The sequence below is a fragment of the Enterococcus sp. LJL99 genome, from assembly GCF_054871725.1.
This window is the reverse complement of record NZ_JBTXLT010000005.1, coordinates 43593-60842: the sequence shown is the minus strand read 5'-3', so window position 1 is coordinate 60842 and position 17250 is coordinate 43593. Positions and strand designations below refer to the sequence as shown.

11 protein-coding genes are annotated in these 17250 nt (G+C 35.9%); 1 reads left to right on the top strand and 10 read right to left on the bottom strand.

Annotated features, from left to right (window positions below):
* Positions 1-121 precede the first annotated feature (121 nt).
* The 4 genes from ACYSNW_RS09070 to ACYSNW_RS09055 all read right to left on the bottom strand — a co-directional run bounded on the left by ACYSNW_RS09070 (position 122) and on the right by ACYSNW_RS09055 (position 6254).
* Positions 122-1639: a zinc ABC transporter substrate-binding protein AdcA gene (locus ACYSNW_RS09070; protein WP_461744165.1), complete on the bottom strand. Its 1518-nt coding sequence runs from the start codon at positions 1637-1639 to the stop codon at positions 122-124.
* 581 nt (positions 1640-2220) lie between these two features.
* Positions 2221-3678, bottom strand: coding sequence for a glycoside hydrolase family 32 protein (locus tag ACYSNW_RS09065; RefSeq protein ID WP_461744164.1), 1458 nt, complete (start codon positions 3676-3678; stop codon positions 2221-2223).
* 25 nt (positions 3679-3703) lie between these two features.
* Positions 3704-5140 (bottom strand): PTS transporter subunit EIIC, encoded by a 1437-nt coding sequence (locus ACYSNW_RS09060; RefSeq protein WP_461744163.1) that lies wholly within the window; start codon positions 5138-5140, stop codon positions 3704-3706.
* 121 nt (positions 5141-5261) lie between these two features.
* A complete protein-coding gene (locus tag ACYSNW_RS09055) occupies positions 5262-6254 on the bottom strand; it encodes a LacI family DNA-binding transcriptional regulator (protein ID WP_461744162.1) in 993 nt (330 codons plus the stop codon).
* Between the two features lie 154 nt (positions 6255-6408).
* Here ACYSNW_RS09055 and ACYSNW_RS09050 point away from each other — a divergent pair, with 154 nt between their 5' ends.
* Positions 6409-6780, top strand: coding sequence for a PaaI family thioesterase (locus ACYSNW_RS09050; RefSeq protein ID WP_461744161.1), 372 nt, complete (start codon positions 6409-6411; stop codon positions 6778-6780).
* Positions 6781-6934: 154 nt separating this feature from the next.
* Here ACYSNW_RS09050 and ACYSNW_RS09045 read toward each other — a convergent pair whose 3' ends face one another.
* The 6 genes from ACYSNW_RS09045 to dnaN all read right to left on the bottom strand — a co-directional run bounded on the left by ACYSNW_RS09045 (position 6935) and on the right by dnaN (position 17236).
* Positions 6935-9559, bottom strand: a complete 2625-nt coding sequence (locus ACYSNW_RS09045; protein ID WP_461744385.1) for a cation-translocating P-type ATPase — start codon at positions 9557-9559, stop codon at positions 6935-6937.
* Positions 9560-9875: 316 nt separating this feature from the next.
* Entirely contained in the window at positions 9876-12404 is a 2529-nt protein-coding gene (gene gyrA / locus ACYSNW_RS09040; protein ID WP_461744160.1) for a DNA gyrase subunit A, read from the bottom strand.
* Positions 12405-12475: 71 nt separating this feature from the next.
* Complete coding sequence (gene gyrB, locus ACYSNW_RS09035; RefSeq protein WP_461744159.1) at positions 12476-14425, bottom strand: DNA topoisomerase (ATP-hydrolyzing) subunit B; 1950 nt, start codon at positions 14423-14425, stop codon at positions 12476-12478.
* Complete coding sequence (gene recF, locus ACYSNW_RS09030; RefSeq protein ID WP_461744158.1) at positions 14422-15549, bottom strand: DNA replication/repair protein RecF; 1128 nt, start codon at positions 15547-15549, stop codon at positions 14422-14424. The genes gyrB and recF overlap by 4 nt, the downstream gene beginning before the upstream one ends.
* A complete protein-coding gene (yaaA, locus tag ACYSNW_RS09025; RefSeq protein WP_461744157.1) occupies positions 15536-15781 on the bottom strand; it encodes a S4 domain-containing protein YaaA in 246 nt (81 codons plus the stop codon). The genes recF and yaaA overlap by 14 nt, the downstream gene beginning before the upstream one ends.
* A gap of 324 nt (positions 15782-16105) precedes the next feature.
* Positions 16106-17236 carry a DNA polymerase III subunit beta gene (gene dnaN, locus ACYSNW_RS09020; protein WP_461744156.1) on the bottom strand — a complete coding sequence of 377 codons (1131 nt, stop codon included), beginning with the start codon at positions 17234-17236 and terminating at the stop codon, positions 16106-16108.
* Positions 17237-17250: the final 14 nt, after the last annotated feature.

Sequence of the window (17250 nt, the reverse complement as noted above, 5' to 3'; positions counted from 1 at the left end):
GTTATCTATTGGCTTTGATACCAGCAGTCTAACGTGTATTCTTAAATTTTTATTGAGAGGATTATAAAAAAGTTTTAGCCTTAAAAACAAATAATCATGTGGGTGAGACAAACACCCACTATCAATGAGCCATCATTTCTTGTCCAATTTCTAATCCAGTCATTTCAACAGGATAATATGTCGGCCAGTTATCCATTTCCTCCAACAGCTTCGCTTGACTTTCATTCCCAAAATAAATATGGAAATGATAGGCTTTTGTCGGAGCGATCCCATGATCCGAGAATTGAACATATTTGTATGGCGTATCTTCCGTTGCTTCAAATAAGTAACGAACACCGCGATTACCAGCTTCATAATTCAAAATTTCTTTCCCGCTGTATTTATACTTCGATGCATATTTTTGATCTCCTACGAAAAAGGTCATTGTATCATCTGAAATTTCAATTCGATCCACATCGGTTTGATACCCTTTTTCATAATAAGCTTTATACTCTTCCGCAGTCATTTTTTTCGTTAATTTTGCCTTATAATCAAAAACTTGGTCAAACGTTCCTTCTTCTAGATAAGGATAGACTGATTGCCAATCTCCTTTATAATCAGACAATTTGCGATCCTTTACTTCTTTATCTTCAAAATAGCCATTGTAGACTGTTTTACTCTTCGTTTCTTCTTGTATTTCTTTTTTCGGTTCAACACTTGTTGCTTTGACTAATGCGTTTAAATTGTCCTCCATCACACTAATATAAGTTTCTCCAGCATCTATTTGCTTTTGCGTAAGTCCTTCTAACGGATTTAACACAAGTAATTCAACGTCAGATTCAGTTGCTAATGTTTTGGCTACTTTATCACTAGCATTTTCTTCAAAAAAGATATAGTTGATTCCTGTTTCATTCACTAACTCTTTTAGTTCTGCAATTCGTGAAGGTTTTGGTTCTTGGTCAGGTGAAATGCCTGAAATCGGGATTTGTTTTAGCCCGTAATCCAATGCCAAATAAGAAAATGCTGTGTGCTGTGTAATAAAGTTTTTTTGTTTGGCATCTTTTAGCTTAGCATTATAAGCCGCATCAAGTTCTGTTAACTGTTCAATATAATCAGCTGCATTTTTGGTAAAATCAGCTTCTTTTTCTGGAAAATCTTTAATCAATGCATCGCGAATCGTCTCTACTTGCTTAATTGCACGATAAGGACTCAACCAAAGATGAGGATCGTATTCATGAGAATGCCCTTCATGACCTTCCGTGTGATCATGATCATCTTCTTCTGTTCCTGGCAAAAGAATCATATCTTGTGTGGCCTTGATCATATTGACATCTTTTAACGATTTTTCTGTTTTCGGAACCCATGTCTCCATATACTCACTATCGTAAACAAAAGCATCTGCATCTTGTAACTTTGCAATATCTTTCGCAGAAGGCTCGTAATCATGAGCTTCTGTACCTGCTGGAATCATTAGCGTTACGTCACCCGCATCACCAACGATATTTTTAGTAAATTCATACATTGGATAAAAAGACGTCACAATAGACAACTGTTCCTTCTTTTCTTCCGTTTCTTTTTTTGATTTTGAATCTGTACATGCTGCCAAAACAACGACTAATAATAATAAAATAGCAACTATAGTTGATTTATTCTTCTTCATCTCGATCCCCTTACTATGATTTTTGTGGCTTGTATTTTAGAGTCCTGTTATGCTCTAAAAATGAATATTTTTAAATCCTTTCCGATTTCTCTGGTTCAAATCGTAATAATTACGTTTTAACCACACGAAAATATACCAAGGAAATTAAACTTTGTCAAGTCTAAATAAATCAAGAATTACTCATGCACAACTAGCAGCTTCTTAATCTTTTATACGAATAGCAATAATTATCTGTTTTAATCCATCAGTAAAAAAATAACTCATTAGTTATAAACTTTGAACCATATGATATACTAAGGGTGCAGAAAAGAACATATGAGGAACATCTTTTCAATCGCAAGAGTGTCGCATAGGCGACACTCTATTATAACTTAATACAACGTGACCTATGAACAAAATTTTAACCGATATTGAATATCAAAAATGATTAATTAAGCATACAAAAATCTAAACGAGAGGAAATTGCTTTATGGAAAAAATAGAAACTACTACTCCTCATAGATTCCGGTAATTATACCAATAAAAAATCTTTTATACGAATCTTGAAAAACTCTCTCAGATTCGTATAAAAGATTTAAACGCTATTCTTTATTTTTAAAATACGCCCATGTAACTTCAGTCAGTTTATCAAACGACACAGTCGTTTGATCTGATTCTAAAAACACTCTAAAACTAAAAACACGTTCGCCATGATTAAAATATAATTCGATAAAACTATTATCGACAAATACATCTACTGTGATTTCATCAGATAATTCACAAATCTCACATGTTCGTTTTGTTCCCATTTCTACATCAATGGCTTGCGCTAATTGACCGCGATCAACTGTCATCGTTTGACTCTTTTCATCTACGATTAATGCCCAAAAATCATCTTTATTACCAAAACAAATCTTGGCATCTTCCTGTTTAGCTAATTTAAAACGTAAATGATAGAATGGCTGATTTAACTTAAAATTTTCTACTTTAATTGTTTGTTTTTCGGTAAAATAATTAGCCAATTCTTTTGTTGGAAAACGACGGAGTTTTCCATAGACTAGCGTCATCTCTTGCGCTGTCGTCAAGCCATGTTTCCAACCTTCTTCATCAATCGGATAAACTTGCTCACCGCAACCAAACCAACCAAATGTTAGTGGAATATGATCTTTGCCATAAAAAGATTGTGGTGCATAATAATCAAATCCTGCATCCAATTCATCACTGTATTCCATTTCAAATGTCCGTTTTTCAACATCTAAATGACCCACCAAATAAATGGAAGCAAATCGATTATGATAGCGGTACGTTTCTTTCTCATAACCCATTGGTGATAAAAATAGCACGTCTTTGCCATCAATCGTTACCAAACTAGGACATTCTAGCATATAGCCTCTTTCAATCGGTAAATCAATTGTTCCTTGATAGACCCAATCTAGTAAATTCGTGCTCTTATATAACAGCAATTCACCCACGTCGCCAAAGCCTGTTCGCTCTTCTTTAAGAAAACGTCCACCACCAAGCAACAGGTAAAAATAGCCATTTCGTTCAAAAACAAAAGGATCTCTTAATTCTTGGCTAAAACCTTTAGGTGCCCCATTAATGATTGGATTCTGAGCTGTTTTAGTGATATTTCCATCTTTATCCATAATTGCCAAAGCTTGTTTCGCAATTTTATCGGTTTCAGTTTTGTAATTCGCTGTGTAAAAAAGATATAATTTCCCATCATGTTCAAACGCATTACCGGAATAAGCACCATTTTTTTCATATTCTTCATCTGGGATAAGTGCAAAACCTTGATCTTCAAATGTCACTAAATCTTTAGAAGTTGAATGCCCCCAGTGCTTCATTCCATGAAAGGAGTCAAAAGGAAACCATTGGTAAAACACATGATAGTTACCGTTAAAATAACTAAGTCCATTCGGATCATTCATTAAACCTGTTTTAGGATATAAATGAAATTTAGGAAGGTAAGAACTCTTTTGAATATCTTCTTCTAATTCTTTTAAATGTTCTTGCCATTCCGTTGTATAATAGGTATATTTCTCAATTTTTTTTCTCATAAGCTCTTTTCTAGACGCTCCTTTTTTATAAGGTACTACCTTTACCGATTTCTGCACCTTTAACGCCTTTTGTTTGGTTCCATAAAAACAGAATAATAATTGGTAACACAAATGCCAACAAATTCCCAATAATATAAAGAACCAATCTAGGTGGATAAACAATCGTCAAACCTGGTAATCCAGTCAAAGCAAAACTAGTTGCTTTCACATCAAATATCTTCATAAAGGCACCGCCAATCCCAGCTGAAAATGACGCAGCTAAAAATGGTACAATTGAATCACGTAAGTTTACTGCAAAGATAGCTGGTTCTGAAATCCCAAATAGTGTCGGTACAAAACTGGACATGGCAACTTCACGACGTTTTGAATTTTTCTTTGCTAAAAAGAACATGCCTAATGCAGCGCCACCTTGAGCAATAATTGAAACGGACCATAGGGGTTGAATATAATTGTATCCAGTTGTAACAACTAATTGAGCTTCGATGGCTTGAATCGCATGTTGGGTCCCAGTTACAACAAGTGGTTGCAATAATGCAGCAAAAACAAAGGCACCAATAAAACCTGTTTTATTATATAAAATATCAATAATCCAACCTAAACCAGCTCCAATCGCATTCCCAATTGGACCAAACACTAGGAATAATGCTAACGCAGAAAATAAAATCGTAACCGTTGGAACTAAAATAAAACTCAATGCCTGAGGTGTTTTTTTCTTAGCAAACGCTTCTGTTTTTGATAAGAACCAAGCAGTTAAAATCGCAGGAAAAACACCACCTTGGAACCCAACTTGAGGGATTGACCAATTAAAGACATGCCAATATTCAACTGTTTTATAATTTCCCAAAATAAAGGCATTTCGATCCAGTAAATCAGGTGTAATCATTACAAAGCCTAAGACCAAACCTAAAATCGGATTTCCACCAAAACGTTTCGTCGCAGAGTACATCACCAATACAGGTAAATAAGCAAACGTTGTCGCAATAACACCTAAGAAACTAGCTAAATCATTTGCCCATAGCCACTCTTCGGCCATTGAACCGCCTAGAAAGCCAAAATAGGTGGTCAATAATGATTTTAGTCCTAAAATCATTGCTGCTCCTACAAAAGCTGGAATAATTGGAATAAAAATATCAGAAAATACTTTGAATGCTTGTTGTAGTTTATTTTGTTGTTTCGTACCAGATGCTTTAACATCTTGCAATGAGGCTTCTTTGATTCCTGAAACTTCTTGGAAAGCCGCAAATACTTTTTCTACTGTTCCTGTTCCAAAAATAATCTGTAATTGTCCACTATTAAAAAAGACTCCCTTGACACCTTCGATTCCTTCCAAAGTTTCTTTATTATAGTTATCACTATCATGTAATACTAAGCGTAAACGGGTTACACAATGGGCAGCATTTGCCACATTTTCTTTTCCCCCAATAGCTGCTAATACTTCTTCGGCAATTTTTTTGTAATCCAATCTTTTCATCTCCTTGATTAATTTATCAAAATATCACGAACTTATGGAACGTTCCATCTATGCTTATCATTATATTTGGAACGTTCCAAAAAAGCAAGAGCTTTCACAAAAAAAATTGGATTTATTCCTCATCCAATTTTCTAGTTGTATTAAATGCGGTAAATTCAACCGGTAAAATATGTTTGTTTTGTTTTTTAGCTGTAGCATCAAAATGAACAAGTTCATCCACACTTAAACGCGCAATCTCATGAACATTTTGTGTCATTGTCGAAATCACTAATGATTGATTTGAAAAACTTCTAGCCCCATCAAAACCAATCAATTGGACATCTTCTGGGATTGACCAAGGCAATTGTGTAAAAGCGTTGAACACAAATTCTGCATAGCGATCAGTCACTGCAAAAATGCCATCAAATGGACACGAATCAGCATAACGCTCTTTAAAAAAAGCATCTAAACGTTTGGGAAAATTCAATGAATCGCCTTTATCTAAAAGAACTTCATATTCAAGACCATGATGTTTACAATAATCGATAAAACCATTCATCCGTTCAAAAATACCAAGATTATTAGGGATATCGCGTAAAATCAATAATAAGCGCTTCGAACCACGTTGATGCAATTGTTCTGCCGCCAAACGCGCTCCGCCAAAATTATCACTCGTTATAAAAGGAATACAGCTATTAAAATATCGTTCGATCGAAACGATTGGTAATTCTGAAATCAAATATGGCGCGATATCACTATAAGAAATGGTCAAAATCCCTTTTACTTTTTGCTCTTGCGCCATTTTTATATAGTCTAATTCTAAATTATAGTCATTTTGAGAATTACATAATAACATTTTCAAATTATGGCTTTGTAATTCTAACTGAATATAATAAGCTAACTCAGAAAAAAACGGCGTCCAAATGGTTGGCAAAATAAAGGCTATAATGTCACTTTCCTGTTTTTTCAACGATCGAGCCGCTTGATTCGGAATATAATTCAACTCTTCGATCGCTTTTTTTACTCGATCCGCTAATTCCGGATTGATTTTTACATGATTAATATAATTGGATACTGTTCCTCTTGAGACATTGGCTTTTTTAGCAACGTCATTCATATTCACCATTCACATTCACCTCACTAGGTAGTATATCACAATAAAAAAAGAGTTCAGCAAAATTTTTGATTGGCTCATTATTTTTTGTTAGTAATTCTTTTCAACCGGCTTTTTTTCTGTGCTATACTGAATCGTAGCTAAGTTTAGGAAGGATGATAACGAGATGAATTTACTAGAATTTTTACAAATTCAAACAAAAGAAATCTCTAAAGATAGAGTGATTTTATCCCTACAAGTCACAGACTGTCATAAACAGCCTTTTGGTCTTTTACACGGTGGAATGAATGGCGTATTGATTGAAACGGCCTGTAGTATAGGAGCTAACGAACATTTTGATACTAAGAAGAATTTTGCGGTTGGAATTGATCTGCAAGTAAATCATTTAAAAAGTGTTGCCGATGGAAATCTGACCATTATTGCAACGCCTGATCATATTGGTAACTCACTACAAATTTGGGAAGGTAAAATCTATAATGATCAACATGAATTGACCAGTATTGGTCGCTGCACTTTAATGAATAAAAATCATAAATAAACGAAAAAATAAAACCAACCGAAAAAGTTGAAGAAGTGTGAGACAGACAAAAGCGACTCTTTTGAAGTTAAACACTTTTGTCTACCACTCACGTTTATCTCATCAACTTTACTCTGGTTGGTTTTCATTTTTTTAATCTTACTGTCTACTCATTTTATTTCGTTGGTTTTTGAAAATGAACAAAAACTAATTTTGTCGCTTCCATCAACAACATTGCTACAAAGGCTAATCCTAAGCAAAGCCCTACTTGTTCAAAACTAAAATTAGCTGGGATAGAAAAAATACTTCTTAAACCAGGAAGTAATGTCACACTATATAGACCGCCACAAACAACAACAGCCAATAAAACTAAACGATTTGAAAATAAACCAGCTTGCCATGCTGTTTCTATAGTGGAACGAGCAGGCAATGTTTGTAAGGTACGACTTAAAATCAACGTAGAGAACGCCATCGCAACACCCATTTCAGCAGAAGTTTGCATCCCTAACCATTGAGCAATAATTACAACAATAGCAATTAAGATGCCGCGATAAGTAACAGCTTTTAACGTTGATCCTGTAAAAATACCGCTATTAGGATCTCTTGGCGGACGTTGCATAATCGTTGGTTCTGCTTTTTCAGTTCCTAAAGCAATTGCAGGTAAAGAATCATTCACTAGATTGATAAACAATAATTGTAATGCTGTAAACGGATTTTCCCACCCCATCACTAAAGCAAAAATAATCGCAATGATCGCGCCTAAATTCCCAGCAAATAAATAAGAAACAGCTTTTTTAATATTATCAAAAACATTTCGACCCACTTCAACCGCTCGAATAATCGAAGCAAAATTGTCATCAGTCAAAACCATCGCTGCTGCATCTTTGGCAACATCAGTTCCTGTTCCCATTGCAATTCCAATATCCGCTTGTTTCAACGCTGGCGCATCGTTCACGCCATCTCCTGTCATCGCTGAAATTTTTCCTTTTTGTTGCCAAGAACGGACAATCCTAATTTTATTTTCAGGTGAAACACGCGCATAAACCGTTACTTTTTCTAATATTTCTGTTAATTCATCTTCAGATAATTGATCCAGTTCAACACCGGTTAAAGCTTTATCTCCTGCTTCGAAAATCCCGATCTCTTTCGCGATAGCAACTGCTGTTGTTTTATGATCTCCAGTAATCATGACCGTTTTGATGCCCGCTGATTTTCCATCTTTAACCGCTTGGAAAACTTCTTCACGAGGTGGATCAATCATTGCTAATAAACCTACTAAAACTAACTCTTGCTCATCTTCCAATGTCAACTCTTTACGCTCTTCCAAAGGTTTATAAGCAAATGCCAATACACGTAACGCACGAGTCGAGAATGCTTCATTTTTTTCTTGTAGAGTCTGACGTAAATCGTCTGTTAATGGAATGATTTCTCCATCCACTAAAACACGATTACTTCTAGCAAAAACAATATCTGGACCACCTTTCGTCATCATCACTAATTCATCCTCTAATTGATGTAAAGTAGACATCAACTTTCGATCAGAATCAAACGGTAACTCACTGATTCTTGGGAAATTTTGACGAAGTGACTTTGCTGAAAATTGATGTTTTTCACTAAAATCAACAAAAGCGATTTCTGTTGGATCGCCTAATTTTGTCCCATCTTCGGCAATAACGGCATCATTGGCTAACAAACTAATTTCCATCAAACGTTTTTCTTCTTTAGACCAATTTGTTGCTTCTTGTTCATAATTTTCTGATCGTGTTGGTAAATAAGCATCAACGACTGTCATTTTATTTTGAGTCAATGTTCCTGTTTTATCGGTACAAATGATACTGGTCGATCCTAGTGTTTCTACTGCTGGTAATTTTCGAATAATCGCATGACGTTTCGCCATTTTTTTCGTGCCAATCGATAAGACAATTGTAACAATCGATTGCAACGCTTCAGGTATAGCTGCCACCGCAACTGCTACAGCAAACATGAAGGCATTAACGATATCTTCCGTCAAATTACCTGAATTATCGCCCAAAAAGATACGCGCCAACTGAACTCCTAAAATGATAAGTGACAATACTAAAATTGCTAAACTTAATTTTTTACTAAAACGATCCAAGCCTTTTTGCAATGGCGTTTTTTGTGATGTTGTACTTTCCAACATTCCTGCAACTTGCCCTATTTCTGTTTGACTTCCGATAGCAGTTACTAAAAATTTTCCTCGCCCATAAGTAGCTACGGTACCACTAAATACCATATTTATGCGATCACCAATTGGGACAGTTTGCTTAATTTCTGCTAATTCTTTTTCGGCTGGTACAGATTCACCTGTCAGCATTCCTTCATCAACTTTAAGTGAAACTTCTTCAATCAATCGCCCATCAGCTGGTACATAATCACCCGCTTCAAGAATCACGATATCTCCAACCACTAAGTCTTTCGCTGCAACTACTTGCTCTTTACCAGCTCGAATTACTTTTGCATTAGGTGCTGATAAATTTTTCAACGCTTCTAAAGATCCTTCTGCTTTTTTCGTTTGAATCACACTAACAACAGCATTTAATAACAAAACAGCAAAAATCACGATTGATTCTACCCATGCCCCCATCACCATTTGAACGACAGCAACGATTAGTAAAACAATCACCATCGCATCTTTAAACGTTTCTAAAAATAATTGCATACTTGATTTTTTTGGCGCCTCTTTTAATTGATTAGGCCCATCTTCAGCTAATCGTTTTTGAGCTGACTCATTCGACAATCCTTCTTTGGTACTATTTGTTTCAGTAAAAATTTGTTCCATTGATTGTTTGTATACCTCTTCTATCTTTTTCAACTTCATTCTCCTCCAGATAAATTATTGACTATAAAGTAACAAAAAAAGTGAGACCTAAAACAAGAAATTTCTTGTTTTAGGTCTCACCATTTCATACGGCACCAGAAGATCATTTTCACGATCGACTTACTGTTGACACCGTCGCAACAAAACTGTTGCTGGTTACTCCCCTAAAAGGGATTTGATTTAATTAGTGTAGAACTAGCATAGCAAACTTTATTTTATCATGCAATCTTTTTGATTAATAAATTTATTTTTACTACGATTTTAATCAATCTTTCGATTACTCGGCAGAATCTTCCGAACCATCTGTCTCAGTTTCAGTAACTTCAATGGTTTCAACGACTTCAACATCCACTTCAGTAATTGTTTCTTCAATCTCTTCTGGTTCGACCACAGCCATCGTCACAACTTTTGCTTCTTCTTCCATTCTCATCAAACGGACACCAAGCGTTGCACGCCCCGTTTGCGAAACTGAATCAACATTGAAACGGATGATAACACCTTTATTTGTGATTACTAGGATATCTTCATCTCCACGAACAGTCGTTAAACCAGCTAACGGGCCATTTTTAGCCGTAATATTAGCCGTCTTGATTCCTTTACCGCCACGGCCCTTCACAGGGTACTCAGAAGCTTTTGTGCGTTTTCCATAGCCATTTTCCGTCAAGACTAGAACTTCTCTGTCAGCGTCCAACAAAGAGGCTCCTACGACATAGTCATCTTCGCGCAAACGAATTCCACGAACACCAGAAGCTGTTCGTCCCATATCTCGTACGGCACCTTCAGCAAAAGTCACTGAATAACCGTTGTGCGTACCAATAATCATATTTTGTTCGCCATTGGTCATAACTACATTCACTAATTCATCCTCTTCTTTCAAACCAATAGCGATTAAACCATTGCTTCGAATATTAGAAAAGGCTTGGACTGCAGTCCGTTTAACCGTTCCTTTTTTCGTCGTAAAGAACAGATAATGTCCTTCTTCAGCTTGTCCTTCGACCGCAATAATTGCTTGGATTTTTTCACTTGAATCAATTCCTAATAAATTGATCACTGGAATTCCCTTAGCTGTTCGACCATACTCAGGAATTTCATAGCCTTTAGCACGATAAACTTTTCCATTATTAGTAAAGAATAGTAATGTATCATGAGTTGAACATGACACTAAGTTTTTCACAAAGTCATCATCGTGAACGCCCATACCTTGTACGCCACGTCCACCTCGACGTTGTGCACGGAACTCACTGTTTGCTAAACGTTTGATATAGCCATTGTTCGTTAATGTAATTACGACTTCTTCCTCTTCGATCAAGTCTTCATCTTCTAAACTTAAGACTTCACCAACAAGTAATTCTGTTCGACGAGCGTCGCCAAATTTATCGCGAACTTCGCCTAACTCCGTTTTAATAATTTCAACGACACGTTCAGGACGAGCCAAAATATCATCTAAGTCAGCAATTAATTTTAGTAATTCTTGGTATTCATTTTCGATTTTATCGCGTTCCAAACCACTTAAACGACGGAGACGCATATCTAAAATCGCTTGTGCTTGTCTTTCAGAAAGGTCGAAACGTTCCATCAATTCTTTTTGAATCTCAGCATCCACAGTACCGTTACGGATAATGCGAATAATTTCATCAATATGATCTAAGGCAATTCGTAAACCTTCTAAAATATGCGCACGTGCTTCAGCTTTTCGTTTATCAAAGACTGTACGACGAGTAATAACAACTTTTTGATGTTCAACATAGTTTTCAAGGATTTGTTTCAAACTTAAAATCTTTGGAACACCCTTTTCGATTGCTAACATATTAAACCCAAAAGAAGATTGCAAGGCAGTCATTTTATATAAATTATTTAAAATAACGGAAGCACTCACATCACGACGTACATCAATCACAATCCGCATTCCTTCACGAGAAGATTCGTCACGTAAATCAGTAATACCTTCGATTCGTTTTTCACGATGCAATTCAGAAATACGCTCAATCAAACGGGCTTTGTTAACCATGTAAGGTAATTCAGTAACCAAAATACGTTCTTTGCCATTTGCCATTTCAGTAATATCGACTTTTGCTCGAACAGTAATCGAACCCCTACCCGTTTCATACGCACGACGAATCCCTGATTTCCCCATAACTAAACCACCAGTTGGAAAATCTGGTCCAGGTAAAACTTCCATTAATTCGTTGGTTGTTACATCAGGATTTTCCATCAATAAACCAACGGCTTCAATCACTTCCGCTAAATTATGCGGTGGAATATTAGTCGCCATCCCAACAGCAATCCCAGTTGTTCCGTTCACTAATAAGTTTGGGAAACGAGCCGGTAATACATCTGGTTCTTGTTCTGAATCATCATAGTTTCCATGGAAATCCACAGTATCTTTATTGATATCGCGTAACATCTCTAACGCAATTTTACTCATTCTAGCTTCGGTATAACGCATCGCAGCGGCGCCATCACCATCGACAGAACCAAAGTTTCCATGGCCATCTACAAGCATGCTACGGTAACTAAACGGTTGCGCCATTCGAACCATTGCCTCATAAATCGATGAATCCCCGTGTGGATGATACTTACCCATTACATCTCCAACAACACGGGCTGATTTTTTATGCGGTTTATCTGGTGTTACACCTAATTCATTCATTCCATATAAAATACGACGGTGAACCGGTTTTAATCCATCACGAACATCAGGTAAGGCTCTGGCAACAATAACACTCATCGCATAATCAATGAAGGATTCTTTCATCTCACTGGTTAAATTGACATCTTGGATATTTTCTTTCATTTCTTCACTCATGAATTTTTCTCCTCTAACTTTGTAAGTCTACAACTCATTCTCTTGTACCATTATAGAAAAAGCATGGTTACCTAAATGTCTAGGTTTTTAACATAGTGAGCATTCTCTTCAATAAAAGCACGACGAGGTTCTACTCGGTCACCCATTAGCATTTCAAATATTTGATCCGCTTCAATTGCATCGTCTACACTCACACGTGACATTAAACGATTGCTTGGATCCATTGTAGTTTCCCATAACTGATGATCATCCATCTCTCCAAGACCTTTATATCGTTGAACACTTGGTTTAGGTGATTTAGGCAAACTTTCGATCACACGAGCTAATTCTTCTTCAGCATTTTTACCTGGTTGAACATACGTGATATTTTTTCCTTGTTTTACTCCATACAATGGTGGTTGCGCAATATATACATAACCCGCTTCAACAATTGGACGCATAAAACGATAAAATAGTGTCAACAATAGCGTACGAATATGTGCGCCATCGACATCAGCATCGGTCATAATCACTAATTTATGGTAACGCGCTTTTGATACATCAAAATCAGCGCCAAAACCAGTTCCCATAGCAGTAAATAACGAACGAATTTCTTCATTTGCCAAAATTTTATCCATACTCGCTTTTTCAACGTTCAAAATTTTCCCACGAATTGGTAAAATCGCTTGAAATTCACGACTACGTCCTTGTTTAGCAGAACCGCCGGCAGAATCTCCTTCGACGATAAATAACTCACATTTTTCTGGTACTTTACTTGAACAATCCGCTAATTTACCAGGTAAATTACTGATTTCCAAAGCGCCTTTACGACGAGTTACTTCACGCGCTCTTTTCGCAGCTAAGCGTGCTTTTGATGCTAGCAAACCTTTTTCAACGATTTGTTTCCCAACCGTTGGATTTTCCATTAAAAATTTATTGAAATACTCAGAAAACAAACGATCTGTAACCGTACGAACTTCTGAATTTCCTAATTTAGTTTTTGTTTGACCTTCAAATTGAGGCTCAGGATGTTTAATTGAAATAACAGCGGTTAGTCCTTCACGAACATCTTCACCTGTCAGATTTTCATCATTTTCTTTCATGATTTTTTGCTTACGAGCATAGTCATTAATCACACGAGTTAGCGATGTTTTAAATCCTGATTCATGTGTTCCGCCTTCATACGTGTGAATATTATTTGCGAAACTTAATAAATTGGAGTGATACCCATCTGTATATTGCATGGATACTTCAACCGTAATTTCTTGTTGTTCTCCTTCGATAAAAATTGGTTCTGGGAACAAGACATCTTTATTAGCATTTAAATGCTCTACATAGCTCTTGATTCCGCCTTCGTAATGGTATTCTTTAAGCACGGATTCTTCTGCACGTTTATCTTCAATTGAGATTCTTAAACCACGATTTAAAAAGGCCAGTTCTCTAACACGAGTTGCTAATTTATCAAAATTGAAAACCGTTGTTTCAGTAAAAATTTCTGGATCGGGAATAAAATGAACTGTTGTTCCATGACGATCTGTTTCATCGATTACTTTTAAATCGGCAACCACTGCTCCACGATTGAATTCTTGGTAATAAACTTTGCCTTCTTTATAGACTTTTACATCCAGTGTCGTAGACAACGCATTTACGACTGAAGAACCTACCCCATGTAATCCACCAGAAACTTTATAACCGCCGCCGCCAAATTTCCCACCCGCATGCAAAACAGTAAAGACCGTTTCTACTGCAGGACGTCCCGTTTTTGCTTGAATATCAATTGGGATTCCACGACCATCATCAATTACGGTAATACTATCATCTGGTTCAATCACTACTTGAATGGTTGTTGCAAAACCAGCTAATGCTTCATCGATAGAGTTGTCAACGATTTCCCAAACTAAATGGTGTAACCCTTCTGAACTCGTTGAGCCAATATACATCCCAGGACGTTTGCGGACAGCCTCTAGACCTTCCAGTACTTGGATCTGACTGGCATCATATTCCTTCGCACGTTCTTTCATGTTCTTTTTTTCATCTGTCATAGTTTCAATTCCCTCTCTATCTCTCCCTGATGAACAGTAAAAATATCTGGCTCAACAGTTAGTTTATCATTCAAATGCGTTAAACTAGTTGTCGTTAAAAAGGTTTGAACCTTTCCTTCGATTGTTTCTAATAAATGAATTTGTCGCTCGTTATCTAGCTCACTCATTACATCATCCAGTAATAAAACAGGATATTCGCCAGTTTCAGCGTACATTAAATCAATTTCAGCCAACTTTACACTTAAAGCCGTCGTTCGTTGCTGGCCTTGTGAACCATACGTTTGAACATTCTGACCATTTACAATAAAAATCAAATCATCACGATGTGGTCCTAAAAAAGTATTCGCTTTAAATAGCTCACGCTTCCGATTATCTGCAAAACTTTGTAATAATTGTTCTTTAATACCTTCTTGTGAAAAATTTTCTTTATCTATTGGGATACTTGAAAAATACTCAATCGTCAATTGCTCTTTTTCATGACTGATTTTTTTATGTAGACAATTAGCCCAGTGTTCTAGTTTTTTGACAAATTCTAAGCGCGAAACTAAGACTTTACTACCAAATTCCGCTAACTGCTCGCTTAAAATATCTAAATAAAGCAAATCGGTCTGTTTTTTTTCAGCCAATTGTTTTAAATACTGATTTCGTTGTTTTAGAACCGCTTGGTATTGAACAAGATCATACAAATAAATTGGATTTACTTGTCCTAATTCCATATCGATAAATTTTCGCCGAAATTGTGGCGATCCTTTAACTAAGGTTAAATCTTCAGGGGCAAATAAAATAACATTCAGTTGACCAATATACGAGCTGAGCCGCTTTTGCTCGATGTGATTAACCTTTGTTTTACGCCCTTTATTTGAAATCAATATCTCTAATGGAATCGTACCTGTTCGTTTTTCGATAATCCCGCTAATTTTTGCCGATTCAGCATCCCAACGAATCAATTCTTTTTCATTACTCGTTCGGTGGCTGCGGGTCATTGCTAAAACATAGATACTCTCTAAAAGATTGGTCTTACCTTGCGCATTTTCTCCTAAAAAAACGGTTAACGTTTTAGGAAATTCCAAGGTCAAAGACTCGTAGTTGCGATAATTTGTTACTGAAAGTTCATTCAGCCTCATCGATTGACCCGTCTTCTTTTTTCTCCATAAAAAAAGTACCTTCATCAGGTATTTCGATCATCATACCGGCATACAACTTTCTTCCACGGCGATTTTCTAATTCTCCATCGACAAACACCGTATTTTCTGCCAAATACCATTTAGCTTGTCCACCACTACTGATTACATTGATTTCTTTCAAGAATTGACCTAATGTCATGAAATCAGTTTCTAAAACAAGTGTTTTTTTCAAATTGCATCCCTCTTTTTAGTTTTCACGTTCTTATCTAACATTATACTCTTTTTTATAGGAGAAAACAAATTTATCCTTCTAATTTTCTTTCTAAGCAGTTTTGATTATAAACGATAAAAATTATTCCTAAGACTAAAAAACTCTTAAAAAGCATTTTAATAAGAAATTTTACCGAATGAATAACTGAAAGTTTTTCATTTATTTTCATTTTGACGGAAAAAATACACTTCATAAAAAAGAAAACTTTGAAGGAATAAATCATAAAAAAAACGATAACTCACATGTTTATGAATTATCGCTTTCCTTCAAAATTTCAGAAATACTTTAATTTGTTCGAACTGGAGTAATCAATTGAACAAAGTTCAAATCATTTTCTGTAGGTTGTAACGTGAAAGGACGAACAGCTGAAATCAATTTAATGACAATACTCATATCTCCAAACGCACGTAACGCATCTTTCATATAGTCTGGGTTGAAAGAGATTTCTAAAGGATCCCCTGTGACATTGCTGTAATTTAATGGTTCCTCTACTTTACCGACTTCTGGTGAATTTCCGTAAAGAACCACAGAATCAGAAGTGATGGATAGACGAACGATATTATTTCTCGCTTCATGTGACAATAAAGAAGCTCGTTCAATTGCTGAAAGTAGCTCAGGAACATAAAATTCAATTTCAGTATTAAAACTAGTTGGAATTAATCGGTTCGTATCAGGATAATTTCCTTCTAGCAAACGAGAATAGAAGTACATATTCTTTGTTTTGAATAAAACTTGATTTTCCATAATACTGATTTCAACCATTTCTTCCTCATTTGTTAATGAACGAGAAAGCTCTAAGAGACTTTTACCAGGAATTACAATATTAAAATTCTCTGTTGACTGCTCTATGGGAATAATTCGTTGACTTAAACGATGTGAGTCTGTAGCAACAGCTAAAAGTTGCTGATTCTCTAAGATAAAATGAACACCTGTTAAAATTGGACGACTTTCATGAGGAGAAACCGCAAAACTAGTCTCATTGATGATTTTAGTCAACAAATGAACAGGCAATTTAATCTGATTTGTTACATCGATTACTGGAAGGTGTGGATAATTATCTGAATCCAACCCATTAACGGTAAAATCAGCTTTTCCTGAAGTGATAGCTACTTGATTGTTTTCAAGTACTTCTAATGTAAATAAATCTTCAGGTAATTTACGGATGATTTCACCAAAGAAACGAGCAAGTAAGACAATACTTCCTGTCGATTCAATCGTCATTTGTGCTTTTTCATCATCTTTACTTAAAAAACTTTCAATAGAGATATCGGTATTACTACCTGTTAGAGTCAATCCTTCATCATTTAAAACAATTTTTACCCCTGTCAAAATAGGGATCGTTGTTTTGGAAGAAATTGCTCGTTGCACAGTTTGTAACTCCTGTAAAAATACCGTACGTTTTAACGTAACTTTCATAATAAATAGAACTC

Excerpts from the sequence above, each read along its gene's own strand:
- dnaN (WP_461744156.1), bottom strand. The coding sequence starts at position 17,236 with ATGAAAGTTACGTTAAAACGTACGGTATTTTTACAGGAGTTACAAACT.
- ACYSNW_RS09045 (WP_461744385.1), bottom strand. The coding sequence starts at position 9,559 with ATGGAACAAATTTTTACTGAAACAAATAGTACCAAAGAAGGATTGTCG.
- ACYSNW_RS09065 (WP_461744164.1), bottom strand. The coding sequence starts at position 3,678 with ATGAGAAAAAAAATTGAGAAATATACCTATTATACAACGGAATGGCAA.
- ACYSNW_RS09070 (WP_461744165.1), bottom strand. The coding sequence starts at position 1,639 with ATGAAGAAGAATAAATCAACTATAGTTGCTATTTTATTATTATTAGTC.
- gyrB (WP_461744159.1), bottom strand. The coding sequence starts at position 14,425 with ATGACAGATGAAAAAAAGAACATGAAAGAACGTGCGAAGGAATATGAT.
- ACYSNW_RS09055 (WP_461744162.1), bottom strand. The coding sequence starts at position 6,254 with ATGGTGAATATGAATGACGTTGCTAAAAAAGCCAATGTCTCAAGAGGA.
- ACYSNW_RS09050 (WP_461744161.1), top strand. The coding sequence starts at position 6,409 with ATGAATTTACTAGAATTTTTACAAATTCAAACAAAAGAAATCTCTAAA.
- recF (WP_461744158.1), bottom strand. The coding sequence starts at position 15,549 with ATGAGGCTGAATGAACTTTCAGTAACAAATTATCGCAACTACGAGTCT.
- gyrA (WP_461744160.1), bottom strand. The coding sequence starts at position 12,404 with ATGAGTGAAGAAATGAAAGAAAATATCCAAGATGTCAATTTAACCAGT.